At 68.0% G+C, this 17,434-nt stretch carries 17 protein-coding genes; 7 read left to right on the top strand and 10 right to left on the bottom strand.

Annotation, left to right across the window (positions count from 1 at the left end):
• Positions 1-26: 26 nt before the first annotated feature.
• Entirely contained in the window at positions 27-1,355 is a 1,329-nt protein-coding gene (locus E3O47_RS00490; protein WP_134419289.1) for a DUF4032 domain-containing protein, read from the top strand.
• A 125-nt stretch (positions 1,356-1,480) separates the two neighbouring features.
• On the opposite strand, the gene rlmB is transcribed toward E3O47_RS00490, so the two are convergent.
• The 4 genes from rlmB to E3O47_RS00470 all read right to left on the bottom strand — a co-directional run bounded on the left by rlmB (position 1,481) and on the right by E3O47_RS00470 (position 5,922).
• Positions 1,481-2,593 carry a 23S rRNA (guanosine(2251)-2'-O)-methyltransferase RlmB gene (gene rlmB / locus E3O47_RS00485; protein ID WP_104100141.1) on the bottom strand — a complete coding sequence of 371 codons (1,113 nt, stop codon included), beginning with the start codon at positions 2,591-2,593 and terminating at the stop codon, positions 1,481-1,483.
• On the bottom strand, positions 2,593-4,008 hold the full coding sequence (cysS, locus tag E3O47_RS00480) for a cysteine--tRNA ligase (RefSeq protein WP_104100142.1): 1,416 nt from the start codon (positions 4,006-4,008) through the stop codon (positions 2,593-2,595). The genes rlmB and cysS overlap by 1 nt, the downstream gene beginning before the upstream one ends.
• On the bottom strand, positions 4,005-5,234 hold the full coding sequence (gene ispD / locus E3O47_RS00475) for a 2-C-methyl-D-erythritol 4-phosphate cytidylyltransferase (protein ID WP_134419288.1): 1,230 nt from the start codon (positions 5,232-5,234) through the stop codon (positions 4,005-4,007). The genes cysS and ispD overlap by 4 nt, the downstream gene beginning before the upstream one ends.
• 205 nt (positions 5,235-5,439) lie before the next feature.
• Positions 5,440-5,922 carry a CarD family transcriptional regulator gene (locus tag E3O47_RS00470; protein ID WP_104100144.1) on the bottom strand — a complete coding sequence of 161 codons (483 nt, stop codon included), beginning with the start codon at positions 5,920-5,922 and terminating at the stop codon, positions 5,440-5,442.
• A gap of 165 nt (positions 5,923-6,087) precedes the next feature.
• On the opposite strand from E3O47_RS00470, the gene E3O47_RS00465 reads away from it, so the two are divergent.
• Positions 6,088-6,564, top strand: coding sequence for a hypothetical protein (locus E3O47_RS00465; protein ID WP_134342232.1), 477 nt, complete (start codon positions 6,088-6,090; stop codon positions 6,562-6,564).
• A 70-nt stretch (positions 6,565-6,634) separates the two neighbouring features.
• On the opposite strand, the gene E3O47_RS00460 is transcribed toward E3O47_RS00465, so the two are convergent.
• Positions 6,635-7,315 carry a response regulator transcription factor gene (locus E3O47_RS00460; RefSeq protein WP_134342231.1) on the bottom strand — a complete coding sequence of 227 codons (681 nt, stop codon included), beginning with the start codon at positions 7,313-7,315 and terminating at the stop codon, positions 6,635-6,637.
• Complete coding sequence (locus tag E3O47_RS00455; protein WP_104100147.1) at positions 7,312-8,466, bottom strand: ATP-binding protein; 1,155 nt, start codon at positions 8,464-8,466, stop codon at positions 7,312-7,314. Before E3O47_RS00455 ends, E3O47_RS00460 begins: the two co-directional genes overlap by 4 nt.
• A 179-nt stretch (positions 8,467-8,645) precedes the next feature.
• On the opposite strand from E3O47_RS00455, the gene phoU reads away from it, so the two are divergent.
• Complete coding sequence (gene phoU, locus E3O47_RS00450) at positions 8,646-9,302, top strand: phosphate signaling complex protein PhoU (protein ID WP_104100148.1); 657 nt, start codon at positions 8,646-8,648, stop codon at positions 9,300-9,302.
• An 86-nt stretch (positions 9,303-9,388) separates the two neighbouring features.
• Here the strand turns inward: phoU and E3O47_RS00445 are convergent, their stop codons facing one another.
• From E3O47_RS00445 to E3O47_RS00430, 4 genes are all read right to left on the bottom strand, one after another.
• Positions 9,389-10,141, bottom strand: coding sequence for a phosphoglyceromutase (locus E3O47_RS00445; RefSeq protein ID WP_134419287.1), 753 nt, complete (start codon positions 10,139-10,141; stop codon positions 9,389-9,391).
• An 80-nt stretch (positions 10,142-10,221) separates the two neighbouring features.
• Positions 10,222-11,409 carry a folate-binding protein YgfZ gene (locus E3O47_RS00440; RefSeq protein ID WP_104100150.1) on the bottom strand — a complete coding sequence of 396 codons (1,188 nt, stop codon included), beginning with the start codon at positions 11,407-11,409 and terminating at the stop codon, positions 10,222-10,224.
• Between the two features lie 66 nt (positions 11,410-11,475).
• On the bottom strand, positions 11,476-12,090 hold the full coding sequence (locus E3O47_RS00435) for an FABP family protein (protein WP_104100151.1): 615 nt from the start codon (positions 12,088-12,090) through the stop codon (positions 11,476-11,478).
• Positions 12,091-12,296: 206 nt separating this feature from the next.
• On the bottom strand, positions 12,297-12,560 hold the full coding sequence (locus E3O47_RS00430) for a hypothetical protein (protein ID WP_104100152.1): 264 nt from the start codon (positions 12,558-12,560) through the stop codon (positions 12,297-12,299).
• Between the two features lie 74 nt (positions 12,561-12,634).
• Between E3O47_RS00430 and E3O47_RS00425 the strand changes: the two genes are divergently transcribed.
• The 4 genes from E3O47_RS00425 to E3O47_RS00410 are packed head-to-tail and all read left to right on the top strand — an operon-like array spanning position 12,635 to position 17,388.
• Positions 12,635-13,327 carry a response regulator transcription factor gene (locus tag E3O47_RS00425; RefSeq protein WP_104100153.1) on the top strand — a complete coding sequence of 231 codons (693 nt, stop codon included), beginning with the start codon at positions 12,635-12,637 and terminating at the stop codon, positions 13,325-13,327.
• Positions 13,302-14,222 carry a mycothiol synthase gene (gene mshD, locus E3O47_RS00420; RefSeq protein ID WP_198418007.1) on the top strand — a complete coding sequence of 307 codons (921 nt, stop codon included), beginning with the start codon at positions 13,302-13,304 and terminating at the stop codon, positions 14,220-14,222. Before E3O47_RS00425 ends, mshD begins: the two co-directional genes overlap by 26 nt.
• A gap of 56 nt (positions 14,223-14,278) precedes the next feature.
• A complete protein-coding gene (locus tag E3O47_RS00415) occupies positions 14,279-16,453 on the top strand; it encodes an RNA degradosome polyphosphate kinase (protein WP_134401423.1) in 2,175 nt (724 codons plus the stop codon).
• Complete coding sequence (locus tag E3O47_RS00410; protein WP_104100156.1) at positions 16,450-17,388, top strand: NUDIX hydrolase; 939 nt, start codon at positions 16,450-16,452, stop codon at positions 17,386-17,388. The genes E3O47_RS00415 and E3O47_RS00410 overlap by 4 nt, the downstream gene beginning before the upstream one ends.
• Positions 17,389-17,434 lie beyond the last annotated feature (46 nt).

The following is a 17,434-nucleotide window of genomic DNA, read 5'->3' as shown; positions in this document are numbered from 1 at the left end:
GCGGAGCACACCGGTAAACTCGACGGATGAGCGGTTCACTCAACATCACATCGGCCACTGCCGATCCAGCCCTACTTGACCTTCCCTGGCACCTCCCGCTGGATGCCTGGCCGAACGAGAACATCGCAGCCCTGCCCAAAGGCATCTCCCGCCACCTTGTGCGCTTCGCTCATTTGAGCGGTCGTGTCGTCGCCATCAAGGAGACCACCAGCGAGATGGCCAGGCGCGAGTACGAGATGCTCCGTACCCTGCAGGGCCTGGAAATTCCCTGCGTCGAGCCGCTCGCCGTGATCACGAACCGCACCGATGACGACGCCGAGCCGCTGAATTCGGTGCTCGTCACCCGGCACCTCAAGTTCTCGCTCCCCTACCGCGCGCTCTACTCGCAGACCCTGCGGCCCGACACCGCCACCCGGCTGGTCGACGCCCTGGCCCTGCTGCTGGTACGCGTGCACATGGCCGGCCTCTTCTGGGGTGATGTGTCGTTGTCCAACACCCTCTTCCGCCGTGACGCCGGCGCGTTCGCCGCCTACCTGGTCGACGCCGAGACCGGGCAGCTATATCCAGGCGGGCTCTCCAACGGCCAGCGCGAGAACGACCTGGAGATCGCGCGCGTCAACATCGCCGGTGAGCTCATGGACCTCGAGGCCGGCGGTCGAGCGGCCGACGAGCTGGATCCCATTCGGGTCAGCAATGGGATCGTGGCCGCCTACCGGCTGCTCTGGAAAGAGCTCACCGGGTCGGAATCCTTCTCCAGCTCCGAACGCTGGCGCATCACGGAACGCGTCGAACGCCTCAACGACCTCGGGTTCGACATCGAGGAACTGGCCATCAAGACGGACAACACGGGTACGACCGTGCGCATCCAGCCGAAGGTCGTCGACGCCGGCCACCACCAGCGGCGCCTGCTGCGGCTGACCGGGCTCGACGCCGAGGAGAACCAGGCCCGGCGCTTGCTCAACGACCTCGACTCCTACCGGGTCTCCTACGGCGACCCGGAGGCCGACGAGGAGATGCTGGCGCACGAGTGGCTGGTGCGCGTCTTCGAACCCGTCATCCGGGCCATTCCCCGCGATCTCAAGGGCAAGCTGGAACCGGCCGAGGTCTTCCACCAGCTGCTCGACCACCGCTGGTTCATGGCCCAGAACCAGTCCAGGGACATCCCGCTGGCCGAAGCCGTCACCTCCTACGTCAAGAACGTGCTCCGGCACCGCCGCGACGAGGCCACCGTGATCGAGCCGGCCACCGGCGAGATCACGATCCCGATCGACGTGACCGACGATGAGACCGCCGCACTGGCGGACGCGGCCGAGTCGGCCGCCGACGACGCGGCCGACTGGCGCCTCAAGGTCTGATCCGGCCGGCGCTCCGCCTGGTCCGTGTACCCAGCCGAACCGTGAGAAAAGGCCGCCGATTGTGGGATTAAGGGGCTTTTCTCGCGGTTCGGCCTGCCTGGCGGGCGCCCGGCCGGCGGGTCGGGTTAAGAGGCTGCGGAGGCGGCTGCCGCCGTCGCGGCGGCTGCCTGCTTCGCGACCTTGGCGGCCTTGGCAGCCGCGCGCAGTCGGGAGACCTCGTACAGTGTCACGCCGGCCGCAATCCCCGCGTTGAGGGATTCGGTCGAGGCGCTGATCGGGATCGACACAATCGCGTCGCAGGTCTCGGTGACGAGGCGGGACAGCCCCTTGCCCTCGCTGCCGACCACGATCACGATGGGGCGCTCGGCGAAACCGATGCCGAGCTCGGGCAGCTGGGTGTCGCCATCACCGGCGAGGCCGATGACGAGCACGCCGCGCTCCTTGAGCGCCTTGAGCGACTGGGTCAGGTTGGTGGCCATGGCGACGGGAAGTCGGGCAGCGGCGCCGGCCGACGTCTTCCACGCCGACGCGGTCACGCCGACGGACCGACGCTGCGGCACGATCACGCCATGTCCGCCGAACGCGGCCGTCGAGCGGATGATGGCGCCGAGGTTGCGGGGGTCGGTGATGCCGTCGAGGGCGACGAAGAGCGGCTTGTGGCCGCGGCTGATCGTCAGTTCCAGCAGCTCGAGGGGCTGGGCGTACTCGTAGGACGGCACCTTGAGCGCGAGACCCTGGTGCACCGAGTCCCGGCCGGCCAGGCGGTCGAGCTCCGGGCGCATGACCTCGAGGACGGGGATGCCGCGGGTCGTCGCGAGGGTGAGGACCTCCTTCACCCGTTCATCCATTTCGATGCGCGTGGCGATGTACAGGGCCGTGGCGGGGATCTTCGCCCGCAGCGCTTCCAGTACGGAGTTGCGCCCGGTCACAACCTCATGCTCGTCGATCTGCTTGGCCCGGCGGGTGGACGCTCCGCCGCCGCCGGTGTTGCCGGTGGTGGCGCTGCGCGGCGCGCTCTTGGGACCCGCGGAACCGCGGCTGCGGCCGCCGCCGGCCGCGACGAAGCGGTCCTGGGCGAGCTTGCGTTTGCCGGCGGGGTGGTAGGGGCGGTCTTCCGCTTTGGGCGTGGGCTTCTTGCCCTCGAGCGCCTGGCGTCCCTGGCCGCCGGAACCGACCTGTGGTCCCCGGCTGCCCTTGCGCACGGCCCCGGTGCGGGACTTACGGTCTGTGTTCTTCATCAGTCAAAACTCCAATGGGCACCCGAGGGGGTGTCTTCGATGGTAATTCCGGCGGCGACGAGCTCGTCCCGGATACGGTCTGCGGCCGCATAGTCGCGGCCCTGCCTTGCGATTTCGCGATCGTCGAGCAGGCGCTCGACGAGGGCGGTGAGTGCGATCATGGCCGGTTCGTCCGTGGCCACGGACCAGCCCGGTGAGAGCGGGTTGATTCCGAGAACCTCACTCATGGCGAGCACGTGACCACGCGCGGCGGCGGCCGCGTGCAGATCTTCGGCGTCCAGCGCCGCGTTGCCGGTACGCACGGTGTCGTGCAACACGGCCAGAGCCTGAGGCACCGCCAGGTCGTCGTCCATGGCGGACGCAAATTCGTCCGGGACGATCTCGACGCCGGATCCGGCGAAGCGGGTGTCCGCCAGGCGGCGGTCGGCGCGGTCGAGGAAGCTCTCGATTCTTTCGAGGGCCGCTTCGGCCTCCACGAGGGAACCCTCGTGGTAGTCGATGGTGGAACGGTAGTGGGCCGCCCCCAGGTAGTAGCGCACGACGATGGCGCGCGCCTGGTCGAGCAGCTCCGCCGCGAAGACCGAGTTGCCCAGCGACTTGGACATCTTCTGTCCGTTCACGTTGACGAGACCGTTGTGCACCCAGTAGCTCGCGAAGCCGTCGCCGGCGGCGGCGGACTGGGCCAGCTCGTTCTCATGGTGCGGGAAGCGCAGGTCGAGCCCGCCGCCGTGGATGTCGAAGTGGGAGCCGAGGTAGCGGGACGCCATGGCCGAGCACTCGATGTGCCAGCCGGGACGGCCGGCTCCCCACGGGGACGGCCAGGAGGCGGACTCCGGTTCGTCGACTTTGCGACCCTTCCACAAGGCGAAGTCGCGTGGGTCATTCTTGCCACGCGGGTCGGCATCCGCTGCCGGTTCCATGTCGCCGCGCCGCTGGCGGGTGAGGTCACCATAGTCGGGCCAGCTCGCCGTGTCGAAGTAGACGTCGCTGGAGGCGTCATCGGCCGGGTAGGCGTGCCCGAGTTGGATCAGTCGGGTGATCAGGTCTTGCATCTGCTGGATGCTGGCGGTCGCCCTGGGTTCGTAGCTGGGGGCGAGGATGCCCAGCCGCTGGTATCCGGCGGTGAACTCCAGCTCGTAGCGGTAGGCGAGCGCCCACCACTGCTCGGTGCCCCCGACCGCGTGGGCCAGAATTTTGTCGTCGATGTCGGTGACGTTGCGCACGAAGGTGACATCGAAGCCGCGGTAGGTGAGCCAGCGGCGCAGCTGGTCGTAGACGAGGGCGCTGCGCAGGTGGCCGATGTGGGGCGAGGACTGCACGGTGGGTCCACAAACGTAAATACCCACCGCGCCGGGCGTGAGGGGTATGAAGTCGCGGAGGGCCTGGGCCCTGGAATCGTAGAGTCGCATGGTCACGCTTCCCAGCTTAGGTCAGGGTCTGCCGGGGGTTCGGGGAGAATGAGCGCCGTCGCGATGGCGGCGAGGCCCTCGCCGCGGCCAGTGAAGCCCAGGGCATCCGTCGTGGTCGCCGACACGGCGACCGGCGCCTTCAGCAGCGATCCGAGCAGCGCCTCCGCCTCGGCCCGGCGCGTGTTGAGTTTGGGCCGGTTGCCGATGATCTGCACCGTGACGTTGCCGACCCGGAACCCGGCGGCCGCCAGCAGGCGCAGGGTCTCGCCGAGGAACACGTCGCCATGGGCGCCGACGAGGCGCGGATCGGATGTGCCGAAGACACCACCGATATCGCCCAACCCGGCGGCGGAGAGCAGGGCGTCGCAGATGGCGTGCACGGCGGCATCGCCATCGCTGTGCCCGGACAGTCCGCGCTCCCCCGGCCAGTGCAGGCCGGCGAGCCACAGTTCGGAGTCGTCGTCGAAGGCGTGCACATCGAGCCCGGTGCCCACGCGGGGCGCGGTGTCGGTGCGGGGCGCGGACTGGGCCGGCACGCGCGCGCCGAGCAGGGCCTCGGCCCGGCGCAGGTCCCACAGGGTTGTGATCTTGAAGGCGAGCGGGTCCCCGGCGATCACGCTGACCGGGTAGCCGGCGGCGGCCACCACGCCCGCGTCATCGGTCGCCGCGAGCGACGAGCCGGCGGATGCCGCGGCGGTGAGCATCTCCCTCGGGAAGCCCTGCGGGGTCTGCACGGCCGAGAGTGCGGCGCGGTCCACCGTGCCCAGGATCTCGCCGGCAGCGGAGATTTTCTTGATGGTGTCGACCACGGCCAGGCCGGGAACGATGCCGTGACCGGTTGACTGCACCGCGTCGACGACGGCGTCGCAGAGCGCGGCGGGCGTGAGGGCACGCGCGGCGTCGTGCACCAGGACGGTGCGCACGCCGGGGTGCAGCGCGGCCAGGCCGCGGTTCACCGATTCCTGTCGGGTGGCGCCGCCGGCCACCACGTCGACGGATGCTGCCCCGCCCGCCCTCGAGGCGACCCGGCGGGCGTGAGCCAAGTGGGTGTCGGGCGCTACGACGATGACCTGCACCGGGTCCCGCATCCCGAACACAGAGGCAAGCGCGCGTTCGAGCAGCGTGCGTCCGGCCAGCGAGACGAACGCCTTCGGCTCGGCGTGCCCGAGTCGGCTGCCACTCCCGGCGGCGACGACGATGACTGCGACCTGGGGCGCAGGGGTTTCAGTCATATCTGGACGCTATCTGGTGAGGTCGGCGACGAATGGACGCGAGACGGTGAGTACGAAGTGGTGCGGGAGGTACTGCGGCAAAAGACCGCGTCGGTGCGGGCGTCGGAAGCACGAAATGCGAAAGGCGGCACCTCGCGGCGCCGCCCTCCATCGAAAGCAAGTCTGGTTACGTGGGTTCTGATTCTGCCGGTTCCGGCTATGCCGGTTAGGACGCCAAGACCTCGTCGAGGACCGTGGAGGCCTTCTCTTCGTCGGTCTTCTCCGCCAGGGCCAGCTCTGAAATAAGTATCTGACGGGCCTTGGCCAGCATCCGCTTCTCGCCGGCGGACAGGCCCCGGTCCTGGTCGCGGCGCCACAGGTCACGAACGACCTCCGACACCTTGATGACGTCGCCGGATGCGAGCTTTTCCAGGTTGGCCTTGTACCGGCGGGACCAGTTGGTGGGCTCTTCGGTGAAGGGAGCGCGCAGTACCTCGAACACCTTGTCGAGACCCTCTTGGCCGATCACGTCGCGAACGCCGACCAGGTCGACGTTCTCGGCGGGAACCTCAATGGTCAGATCGCCCTGGGTGACATTCAGCTTCAGGTACAGTTTCTCTTCACCCTTGACCATGCGCGTCTTCACCTCGGTGATCGTCGCAGCACCATGGTGGGGATAAACGACAGTTTCGCCAACCTCAAACAGCATATGTGTATCCCTTCAGCAACGTCGAGGATACCACAGCCGCCAGTGGTAAGGTGCGCCGCGCCCGGGCGCGCGCGGCTCAGCCCGACGGGAGCCGGTAGGCTGAAGGGGAAAGCTAAATTTGCAGCGTTTGGCCGTCAGGCGGAACGGTGATCTGTTGGAGGCGTTGTGAAAGCTCGTATCATCGTGTCCGTCGTTGTGGCGACCGGCATCCTTCTGGGGACCAGCGGTTGCAATCTCCTGGCACCGCAGTCGACGACCGCGAAATACGACGCGAGCGACGGAGTCAGCGGCAATGTCGGCGACCTCGCCATCCGCAACGCCATGCTTCTGTCGGACGACGGCAACATCGCCAACCTCGTGGTCACCGTCGTCAACTCGGGCGATTCGGCACACAGCCTGAACGTGCAGTACGACGACGGCACCGAGAAGTTCACCCAGGAGGTGAACGTGGACGCGAACTCCAGCGTCACGTTCGGCACACCGGATGCCCCGACCGTCACCGTCGCGGCCGACGTCGCGCCGGGATCGCTGTTCCCCGTCTTCTTCCAGTACGGCAACGAGACCGGCGTCGAAGTTCTCGTCCCGGTGCTCGACGGCTCGCTCGAGGAGTACTCGACGCTGCTGCCGACCTCCGCCCCGTAGGGCGAGGGCGACCGGCCGCTCCGGATCGCGGCACGCATTCCCGCGCGGGCGCCCTCCGTCGCCCCCGGCCTCAGGCGTCGAAGCGGTAGCCCAGGCCGCGCACGGTGACCAGCATGGTCGGATCCGAGGGGGCGGCTTCGATCCGCGACCGGATCCGCTTGATGTGCACGTCCAGGGTCTTGGTATCCCCGAAGTAGTCGCTGCCCCAGACCCGGTCGATCAGCTGACCTCGAGTGAGCACCCGGCCGGCATTGCGGAGCAGGAACTCCAGCAGCTCGAATTCTTTCAGCGGCAGGTTCACGATCTCGCCGGACACTGTCACGGTGTGCCGCTCGGTGTCCATCCGCACTGTGCCCGCCGACAGCAGGCTCAGGTCCTCCCCGACCTCGTCGGTGTGGCGCCGGGAAACGGCACGGATGCGGGCGAGCAGTTCCCGGGTCGAATACGGCTTGGTGACGTAGTCGTCGGCGCCGAGCTCGAGCCCGACCACGATGTCCACCTCGGAGTCCTTGGCGGTCAGCATGATGATCGGCACTGACGACCGCGTGCGGATCTCCCGACACACCTCCGTGCCTGGGATGCCGGGGAGCATGAGGTCGAGCAGAATCAGGTCTGCACCGGTGCGGTCGAACTCGCTGATGGCGCTCGGACCGTCTTCGGCGACGGTGACCTCGTACCCCTCCCGCTCGAGCAGGAAGCTCAGCGGCTCACTGAGCGCGCTCTCGTCTTCGACTAGAAGGATGTGGGTCATGGGGTGTCTCCTATCGCCGCCGAAGCGGGGTGCGGCGCCTCCGGGAGGCGGATGGTGAAGGTCGAACCGCTGCCCGGCTGCGACCAGACGCGGATGTCGCCGCCGTGGATCTGAACGATGTGCTTGACGATCGCGAGGCCGAGCCCCGTACCGCCGGTGTGCCGCGAGCGGGCCTGGTCGACCCGGAAGAAGCGTTCGAAGATCCGATCAAGATCGGCTTCCTCGATGCCCACGCCCTGGTCGGTGACGCTGATCTCGACGACTCCGGCGTTCTTGCGCACCCCGACCCCGACGCGGGAACCCTCTGCTGAGTAGTTCACGGCATTGGCCACGAGATTGTGCACGGCCATCACGAGGAGCCGCTCGTCGCCGCTCACCTCAGCCCCCGATTTCTTGCCGAGGGCGATCGTGATCCGGTCCGCCTCCGCGGTCACCCGGCTCTGGTCCACCGCCGTGGCCACGATGACGTCGACGTTGACGATCTCGGGCTCGGTCAGGGAATCCTGCGCCTGTAGGCGCGACAATTCGATGATCTCCTGGGTCAGGCGGCTGAGGCGACCGGACTCAGTGGTGAGGCGGTTCGCGAAGCGGCGCACCTGCACCGGCTCGTCCGCCGCCTGGGTGAGCGCCTCCGCCAGCAGCCCCACGGCGGCGATGGGCGTCTTCAACTCATGGCTGATATTGGCGACGAAGTCCCGGCGCACCTCGTCGAGCCGGAAGGCCTCGGTGCGGTCCTCCGCCAGCACCAGAACGTACCGTGTTCCCAGCCGGGCCAACCGCACCCGCACCCGCATGCTGGCATCACCGAAGGGCCCGCGGGAGAGGACCAGATGGTCCGAGATCGGCTCGCCGGAACGGCGCACCTGGCTGATCAGGTTCAGGAGCTCGGAGTGCACCAACTGCCGGTTCCAGACCAGTCCCATCGACACCGCGGCCTGGGATGCCTTGATCACGTTGTTGGACGGGTCGACGACGGCACCGGCCGTCTCCAGCGCGTCGAGCACCTGGTCGATTCCGTCGGGGACGGCCGGGTTGACGACCTCGGCGGCGCGCCGACCGTGACGCTCGGCCACGTGCAGCAGCGTCATGAAACCGGCCCCGACAGTCAGGCCGAGGGCCAGCGCCAGAAGCACAAGCCCTGTCGATTCCATTCATCCAGAATACTGACGTTTATTCCGGGTGGTGACAGGGCCGTCCCGGCGCGCAGGCTACTTTAGGTAGAGTTCAAGACCACGGCACCTGCCGTTAACCTCCCTCCCCCATGATTCGGTGGGGCCAGGTGGGTCTCACGCGTCTGCGTGTTACGCGCGCCCAGGAAGGACCACACACCATGCGTGAAGTATTCCAGCAGGAACTCGCCGAAGTGCAGGATCGCCTTGTCGAGATCTCCCGACTCGTGGCGATCTCCATCGACAAGGCGACGCGCGCCTTCAACGAGTCCGATGTCGGTCTGGCGGAAGAAGCGATTTCCGAAGACGAGAAGATCGACGAGCTGACCATCGAACTCGATGAGCTGGCCATTACGATCCTGGCCCGCCAGCAGCCGGTCGCACGCGACCTGCGCATCGTCGTCAGCGCCCTGCGCATCAGCGCGTCGCTCGAACGGATGGGCGATCTGTCCACGCACATCGCCCAGCTGGCCCGTTACCGGTTCCCCGACAAGGTCGTGCCGAAAAGCCTGCGCGCCACCTTCGCCGAGATGGGCACGCTCGTCACGGCAATCGCGCACATGCTCACCGCGCTTCTGACCAATGAGGACATGAAGCTGGCCGAAACCATCCGCAACGAAGACGACAAGGTCGACGCGCTGCACCTCAGCGTGTTCGACGCCGTGCTCGGGGCGACCTGGAAGGGCCAGGCGGCCGACACGGTCGACTCCACCCTCGCCAGCCGCTACCATGAGCGCTTCGCCGACCACGCGGTCTCGATTGCGAAGAAGGTGCAGTACCTCGGCACCGGCGCCTGGCAGCAGAACACGAACGCCTAGAGTCCAGGCGCTCCGGCGTCACCAGGAACGAGAAAGCCCCGGAAGCAGTTGCTTCCGGGGCTTTCTCGTTCCTGGTGGGTTGGACGCTACTTCTTGTTTCCCTGGGCCGCGACGGCGGCAGCACCGGCGGCGGCAGCCTCGGGGTCAAGGTAACGGCCGGGGCCGAGCGGCATCATGTCCGCGCCGAGGCGGTAGACCAGCGGGATGCCGGTGGGGATGTTCAGCTCGGCGATGTCCGCGTCGCTGATGCCATCGAGGTGCTTGACCAGCGCGCGCAGCGAGTTGCCATGGGCGGTGACGAGAACCGTCTTGCCCGCACGCAGGTCGGGGGTGATGTCGGATTCCCAGTAGGGCAGCATCCGGTCGACGACGTCGCTGAGGCACTCGGTGCGGGGCAGGTCGTCGCCGAGCGCCGCGTAACGCGGGTCGTGCGCCTGAGACCAGCGGGAATCGTCGGCCAGCACGGGCGGCGGAACGTCGAAGGAGCGGCGCCACAGCTGGAACTGCTCGGGCCCGAACTTGTCGAGGGTCTCCGCCTTGTCGAGGCCCTGCAGGGCGCCGTAGTGGCGCTCGTTGAGCCGCCAGGAGCGCTTGACGTCGATCCACAGCCGGTCGGCTTCTTCCAGAGCGATATTCGCGGTCTGGATGGCGCGGGTAAGTAATGAGGTGTGCAGGATGTCGGGCAGCAGGCCCGACTCGGCGAGAAGCTCGCCGGCGCGCTTGGCTTCGCCCGCGCCCTGCTCGCTCAGCCTGACATCCACCCAGCCGGTGAAAAGGTTTTCCTGGTTCCATAGGCTTTGGCCGTGACGGAGAAGGATGAGATTGTATACATCTGACATGAGTCCAACTCTACCGACGTGGCGAGCGCGCCGGGGCTGGGTCGGCGGCCCGGGTCAGTGGCCGGGGTCAGTGACCGGCGTCAGTGGCCGGGCGTGCGGATGCCGAGCCGGGGCAGGCGCGGGATATCGGCCACCGAGCCCGCCGACTGAGGCACGATGACCTCCTGCGCGGCCGCGACGAGGATGTCCTGGGAGGCCACGTACAGGGTGACCGTGGCGGGAACGGTGCGCTTCACCGTGGCGAGCGCGATCGGGCCCAGCTCGTAATGGATGGCGCTGGAGGTGATCCGGCCGATCCCGCGGTGCTCGGTGGTTCCGTCGGCCAGCTGCTTCACGGCCTGCACTTCGTCCCCGTGCACGGGGAGCACCGCGTCGGAGCCGTCCAGGTGCAGCAGCACCAGGCGGCGGGGCGGATGCCCGAGGTTGTGTACCTTGGCCACGGTCTCCTGGCCGCGGTAGCAGCCCTTGTTCAGGTGAACGGCGCTGCGCAGCCAGTCGAGTTCGTGCGGCAGGCTCTTCTCGTCGACCTCTGTGGCCCGGCGCGGGCGCCACGCCGCGATCCTGAGGGCCTCGACGGCGAGAAGGCCGGCCGCGGCGACCCCTCCGTTCCGCACGGCGTCGCGCAGAGCCGGCAGGGACGCGCGGGGGACGAGGGTCTCGGTCCAGTGCCACGCGGCGGCCGGGTGCGCCGGTCCAGGCGCGTACTGGTATCCGCCCGCGGAGACCTGGGTCCAGGGGTCGTGCCACACCAGAGGCACTCCGCTCGGCGCGGCCGGTGTGAGCGGCAACACCGACGGGTCACCCATCGACCCGATCACGGCGTAGGCGAGAGTGTGGTCGACGACCTGCACCCGCAGTGTGAAGCGCATCGTGTCGAGCCACGCGTGCAACCCAGGAAGTTGGGCTGCCTCGACCAGCAGCCAGGTCTCCACCCCGTCGTCGATGACCGCCATGGCGTATTCGACGTGGCCGTTCGGGTCGAGCAGGAGCGTCTCGGTGGATTCCCCCGGCGCCAGGCGGCGCAGCTCCTGGCTGGAGATGGAGTTGAGCCAGGTCAACCGGTCCGGTCCGGCGACGCTCAGCACGCCGTGGTGGGACAGGTCGACGACGGCTCCGCCGGCGAGGAGCCGGCGCTGCTCCGTGAGAGGTCCGCCGTAGTGCGCGGCCACGCCGGCGTCGATGCCCTCGGCCTGCACCGCGCCGTCGAGTTCGAGCAGCGGGGATCTGAGCGGCGAGGACGGGAGAGGGGACACGGGTGCATCGGTCATGGGAACTCTTTCCAACGGACGGTTCGGCGCCGGGGCGCCTGGATGTGACGCGCAGGGATGCCCGGTTTATTCGACGCGCTTGAGGCGGCCGGACGCGTGGGTGCGCAGGCTCTGACCTAAGGCGGCCATGTCCCAGGCCCAGAGCAGATGGCCGTCGACCAGACCATAGAGCCTCGTCGCCGCCGAGTAGGGTTTGGCACCCTGGGTGCGCATCACGGCATCCGTCGCCAGGTCGATGCGCGGACCCTTGACCTGGCCGAGGTAGATTTCCGCGACTCCGCCGGGGTGCACGATGGTCACGTCGATATCGAAGCCGTTGTCGGCGTTGCGGAGGGTTTCGACCGCCGCAGCGGTGACGAACGGATGCTCACCCACGGCCGGCAGCAGACCCGGACCGGGATCGCCGAGCCCTTGGGCACGGCTCAGCCGCCAGTACCCGGTTTCCGTCATCAGCGGCGTCGACTCACCGCCGTCGGAGTCGGGCGTCGGCTCGAGCCAGGTGTAGGAGCTGTAATTCAGGTGCGGCAGGCCGTCGTGGCTGAAGCTCAACCGGTGACCGAACTCCCGGCTGACGGACTCTTCGCCGATCTGATAGTCGATGATTCCCGAACCTTCCCACACCCCGAGGAGCCACGACAGCGGCACCAGTTCGGAGGGGAGCTGAGGGGGCAGCTCAAACATCGAGGGCTACCGCTGCCCCCGGTACAGCTTGAACAGAACCAAGCCGGACACCCAGGCGATCGACAGGCTCGCCAGCGCGAGCAGCCCCAGGAAGAAGATTTCGATAGCGAGGATAGACATACGTCTTACTCTAGCCCGCTCGCGCGCGATAACCCCTCGGCACGCCTCAGCAGAACCACACGAGCACGGGCTGACTCAGATCAGAGTCAGAGGAGCCCGGCGAGAGCGAAGATTCCGGTGGCGGCGGCGAGCACGGCCACGGCACCGACGAGGCTGGTCGTCACCCGGTCCACGTAACCTTCCTTGCGTCCGGTCGCGAGCTGTACGCTCAGGGTTCCGATCGTGCAGCCGGCGAAGGAGAGGCTCATCCAGATCAGATGCTGGCCGGGCAGGGACAGCCATCCGGCCAGCACGGCGCACGCGAACGCGAACAACCACACCACGACGACGCTCTTCCACTGCCAGCTCACCCTCTCATTCTGCCCTGCCCGGGACCCTTTCCGCGGCACGCTAGGATGGGGCGCACAATCCTTGGAGGGTGAGTGTGGCCCAGTTGTTGATCCTGACCTCGGCGGTCAACAGTGACGTTCTTCCCGCCCTCGCCCTGCTGTCACACGGCACGCGCACCATCCCCGCCCAGCCGGACCAGCTCGTGACGGCGCCCGACGCCGACCTCATGCTCGTCGATGCCCGCTCCAATCTGATGGCGGCCAAGTCGCTCTGCCAGATTCTGCGCACCACGGGAAACACCGTTCCGCTGCTGCTCGTGATCACGGAGGGCGGCCTGGCCGCGGTGAGCCCGGACTGGGGCGTCGACGACGTCATCCTCGAGACGGCCGGGCCGGCCGAGGTGGATGCGCGCATCCGCCTCGCCGTCGGGCGCGTGCCCCGCACGGAGGAATCCGCCACCATCCGCGCCGCCGGGGTCATCATCGACGAGGCCAGCTATTCCGCCAAGGTGCACGGCCGGCCGCTGGACCTCACCTACAAGGAATTCGAGCTCCTGCGCTTTCTCACCGCGCATCCGTCGCGGGTCTTCACCCGGGAACAGCTACTCAGCGAGGTCTGGGGCTACGACTACTTCGGCGGCACCCGCACGGTGGACGTGCACGTGCGGCGACTGCGGGCCAAGCTCGGCGACCAGGAATCCCTGATCGGCACCGTGCGCAACGTGGGCTACCGCTTCAATGTGCAGGAACAGGACGGCACCCGTGGTATTCATCCGGTTTGCGCCTGATCTGACGGATGCCGCCTTCGCGGCCGAGTTCCACCGGGTCAGCGCCACCGCTACCCAGGGCGACGGCTACGCGCCGTTCAACGAACAGTCCCTTTTCGACGTGGCCGCGGGGCACCGCGCCCCGTTCCTGGTCGTGGAGAAGGACGGGAACGTCGTCGTGGGTGCGGGCATCCTCGGCGCCGGCGAACTCGACCTCGTCGTCGACCCGGCCCGACGCCGGCACGGGTACGGCGCGGCCGCCCTGGCCGAAATCCTGGCCGACGCGCCCGGGGAGCTGACGATCTGGTCGCACGGCGACCACCCCGCTGCCCGGGCGCTCGCCGAGCGGTTCGCTTTCACGGCCGAGCGCACCCTGCTGCAGCTGCGGCTGGACCTGTCGAAGGAGACAGCCGGCAGCGCGCCGGCCGAGCCCGGAGCCCCTGCCCGCACCGGCATCCGTGCCGCCGTCCAGATCGACGCGTTCCGGCCCGGGCCGGACGACGCGGAATGGGTGGCGCTGAACGCGCTGGTGTTCGCCGCGCACCCGGAGCAGGGGGCTCTGACCGCGAGCGATCTGGCCGCCCGCTGTGCCGAACCGTGGTTCTCGGCCGGTGATTTCCTGGTGGCCCGCGACGCCGGCACTGGCACCGGTCGGATGGTCGGCTACAACTGGTTGAAGATCGAGTCGGGCTCCCCGGTGGGCGAGATCTACGTCGTCGGCGTGCACCCGGATGCCGCCGGTCGCGGCGTCGGCCGCCGCCTCATGCTGGCCGGGCTCGACCGCCTCCGCGAACGCGGGTGCCGTACCGCGGACCTGTATGTGGAGGCCGACAGCGCCGCCGCGGTGGCCCTGTATCGTTCGCTCGGGTTCACCGAGCGAACGATCGATGTGCAGTACCGCCGCAGCCCGCGTTGACCAGTGTTCATCCAAGATCGTCGCATTCGCGCGGTCCGCAGTGTCAAGATGGTTGAATGGACGGCGATAACATTCAGACCGACTCGGGCCTGGGCAGCGACTTTGACGATGATTTCGATCCCCTGATCGGCGTGAACGATCCGGCGCTCCTCACCGAGCGCTACCTCGACCGGGAACTGAGCTGGCTGGCCTTCAACCAGCGGGTGCTCGAGCTCGCGGAGGACCCCGATCTCCCGGCTCTGGAACGGGCGAACTTCCTGGCCATCTTCGCCAGCAACCTCGACGAATTCTTCATGGTGCGGGTCGCCGGCCTGAAGCGCCGCATCCTCACCGGGCTGGCCGTGCCGACCAACATCGGGCGCGCCCCGCAGGACGCCCTCTCCGACATCTCCACCACGGCCCACGTTCTGCAGGCCCGGCACGCCCACGCCTTCCAGGACCTCGTCAGCCCGGCCCTCGCCGAAGCCGGGATCGACATCGTCAACTGGGACACCCTGGACGATGCCGACCGCCGTTCCCTGCGCGACTACTTCTCGAACCAGATCTTCCCGGTGCTGATGCCCCTCGCGGTCGACCCGGTGCATCCATTCCCCTACATCTCCGGGCTCTCGCTGAACCTCGCGGTCCGGGTTCGCAACTCCAAAACCGGCAAGCAGGAGTTCGCCCGGCTCAAGGTGCCCACCATGCTCCCCCGCTTCGTGCGCGTGGACCGACGCGAGAAGGCAGACAGCGTACGCTTCATCACGCTCGAGGACCTGATCGCGAACCATCTCGGAGATCTGTTCCCGGGCATGGACATCCTCGAGCACCACGTCTTCCGGGTCACCCGCAACGAAGACGTCGAGATCGAAGAGGACGAGACCGAGAATCTGATCAAGGCCCTCGAGAAGGAGCTGCTGCGCCGCCGGTTCGGCCCGCCCATCCGTCTCGAGATCACCGAAGACATGGACGAGGTCACCCTCGGCCTGCTCGTGCGCGAGCTGGACGTCACCGATCAGGAGGTGTACCGCCTGCCGGCCCCGCTCGACCTGGGCGGCCTGTTCGACCTGCGGATCGACCGCCCGGACCTGCGCTACATAAAGCACGTGCCGACGACGGCCGTTCAGCTGCTCGCCCCGGAACCGAACGCGGAACCGGACATCTTCAGCGCCATCTCGCGCCGGGACATCCTGCTGCACCACCCGTACGAGTCGTTCGCGACCAGCGTGCAAGCGTTCCTCGAGCAGGCCGCGGCCGACCCGGACGTGCTCGCCATCAAGCAGACCCTGTACCGTACCTCGGGCGACAGCCCCATCGTCGAGGCGCTGATCGCAGCCGCCGAGTCGGGCAAGCAGGTGCTCGCCCTGGTGGAGATCAAGGCCCGCTTCGACGAACAGGCCAACATCACCTGGGCCCGCAAGCTCGAGAAGGCCGGCGTGCACGTGGTCTACGGCCTCGTGGGCCTGAAGACGCACTGCAAACTCGCGCTCGTGGTGCGGAACGAAGACGGCGTTTTGCGCCACTACAGCCACATCGGCACCGGCAACTACAACCCCAAGACCAGCCGTCTCTACGAAGACCTCGGGCTCTTGACCGCGGACCCGCAGGTGGGCAAGGACCTCACCCGTCTGTTCAACGAACTCTCCGGCTACGCGATCGAGAAGAAGTTCAAGCGCCTGCTGGTGGCGCCGCTGCACCTGCGCCGCGCCCTGCTCAAGAGCATCGCGACGGAAACCGCGGCCGCCCAGGCCGGCAAGCCGTCGGGCATCCGGATCAAGGTGAACTCCATGGTCGACGAGGCCATCATCGACGCACTGTATCGGGCCAGCCAGGCGCGCGTGCCGATCGAGATCTGGGTGCGCGGCATCTGCAGCCTGAAGCCCGGGGTCCCCGGGATGAGCGAGACCATCAAGGTGCGCTCGATTCTCGGGCGATACCTGGAGCACTCCCGGATCTTCTCGTTCCACACCAACGGTGACCCGCAGGTCTACATCGGCAGCGCCGACATGATGCACCGCAACCTCGACCGCCGGGTCGAGGCGCTGGTGCGCCTCGTCGACCCTGACCACCTGACCGAAATCGACGCCCTCTTCACCCGGGCCATGGACGACCGAACCTCATCGTGGTGGCTGGACAGCTCGGGCGAATGGACGCGCCACCACCTGGACGGTTCCGGCCATCCGCTCGACGACATGCAGAACAGGCTCATGCAACAAATCTCCCTCCGCAAGCGCCCGGCGGGGCGCCGATGAGCGACCCTGCCATCTACGCTGCGGGCGCCGTCTGCTGGCGCCTGATCGACGGCAAGATCCACGTTCTCCTGATCCATCGCACCGTGTACGGCGACGTGACCATTCCCAAAGGGAAGGTCGACCCAGGCGAGACCCTGCCGCAGACGGCCGTGCGCGAGATCGGGGAGGAGACCGGCCTGGCCGTGGCCCTCGGCGTGCCACTGGGCATCTCCGCCTACTCGCTGCTCAACGGCCGCGAGAAGATCGTTCACTACTGGGCCGCAGAGATCACGCCCGCGGCCATCCAGCACTCGACCTTCGTGCCCAACGGCGAGGTCGCGGCGATCGAGTGGGTCACCATCAAGAAGGCCCGCACCTACCTCAGTTACACGCCCGACGTGGAGATCATCGACGCATTCGCCAAACTCGTCGACACCGGTGTCACCCGCACCTTCGCCCTGATCGCGCTCCGCCACGGCAAGACCGTGCAGCCCGGCAACTGGGACGGCCCCGACTGCAGCCGGCCGCTGACCGAGCGCGGCGTCAAGCAGGCCGCCGCCATCGTGCCCACGATCACCGCCTGGCAGCCCCTGCGGATCGTGTCGAGCACGGCGACCCGCTGCGTGACCACCGTGGCCCCGCTCGCGGCGGCCACCGGCATCCAGATCAAGCGCACCGAACGCTACAGCCAGGACGCGTTCGAGCAGGGCCTAGCGGATGTCCGTTCCGGCATCGGCAAGCGGGTGCGGTCGCGAAAGACTGCTGTGATCTGTAGCCACGGGCCGGTTCTCCCCGAGATCCTGCACGAGATCGCCCTGGCCACCGGCACCACCCACGGTGCGTACATCTCCGACGCGGCGGCCCTCGAAACCGGGTCGTTCTCGGTGGTGCACCTCTCCGCCGACAATCCGAGCGCGGGAATCGTCGCGATCGAAACACACTCGCCTGCCCTCTGACCACGGTATTCGGTGAATGCCCCGCTGCTTCTTTCGGCCTGCCCCG

Source organism: Cryobacterium sp. TMT2-17-1 (assembly GCF_004402765.1).
GTDB classification, from domain to species: Bacteria; Actinomycetota; Actinomycetes; order Actinomycetales; family Microbacteriaceae; genus Cryobacterium; species Cryobacterium sandaracinum.
This window is presented reverse-complemented; position numbering and strand designations above follow the sequence as displayed.

Coding starts and splice junctions, on each gene's coding strand:
- E3O47_RS00490 (WP_134419289.1), top strand. CDS start 27: ATGAGCGGTTCACTCAACATCACATCGGCCACTGCCGATCCAGCCCTA.
- rlmB (WP_104100141.1), bottom strand. CDS start 2,593: ATGAAGAACACAGACCGTAAGTCCCGCACCGGGGCCGTGCGCAAGGGC.
- ispD (WP_134419288.1), bottom strand. CDS start 5,234: ATGACTGAAACCCCTGCGCCCCAGGTCGCAGTCATCGTCGTCGCCGCC.
- E3O47_RS00470 (WP_104100144.1), bottom strand. CDS start 5,922: ATGCTGTTTGAGGTTGGCGAAACTGTCGTTTATCCCCACCATGGTGCT.
- E3O47_RS00460 (WP_134342231.1), bottom strand. CDS start 7,315: ATGACCCACATCCTTCTAGTCGAAGACGAGAGCGCGCTCAGTGAGCCG.
- E3O47_RS00455 (WP_104100147.1), bottom strand. CDS start 8,466: ATGGAATCGACAGGGCTTGTGCTTCTGGCGCTGGCCCTCGGCCTGACT.
- phoU (WP_104100148.1), top strand. CDS start 8,646: ATGCGTGAAGTATTCCAGCAGGAACTCGCCGAAGTGCAGGATCGCCTT.
- E3O47_RS00445 (WP_134419287.1), bottom strand. CDS start 10,141: ATGTCAGATGTATACAATCTCATCCTTCTCCGTCACGGCCAAAGCCTA.
- E3O47_RS00440 (WP_104100150.1), bottom strand. CDS start 11,409: ATGACCGATGCACCCGTGTCCCCTCTCCCGTCCTCGCCGCTCAGATCC.
- E3O47_RS00435 (WP_104100151.1), bottom strand. CDS start 12,090: ATGTTTGAGCTGCCCCCTCAGCTCCCCTCCGAACTGGTGCCGCTGTCG.
- E3O47_RS00415 (WP_134401423.1), top strand. CDS start 14,279: ATGGACGGCGATAACATTCAGACCGACTCGGGCCTGGGCAGCGACTTT.
- E3O47_RS00410 (WP_104100156.1), top strand. CDS start 16,450: ATGAGCGACCCTGCCATCTACGCTGCGGGCGCCGTCTGCTGGCGCCTG.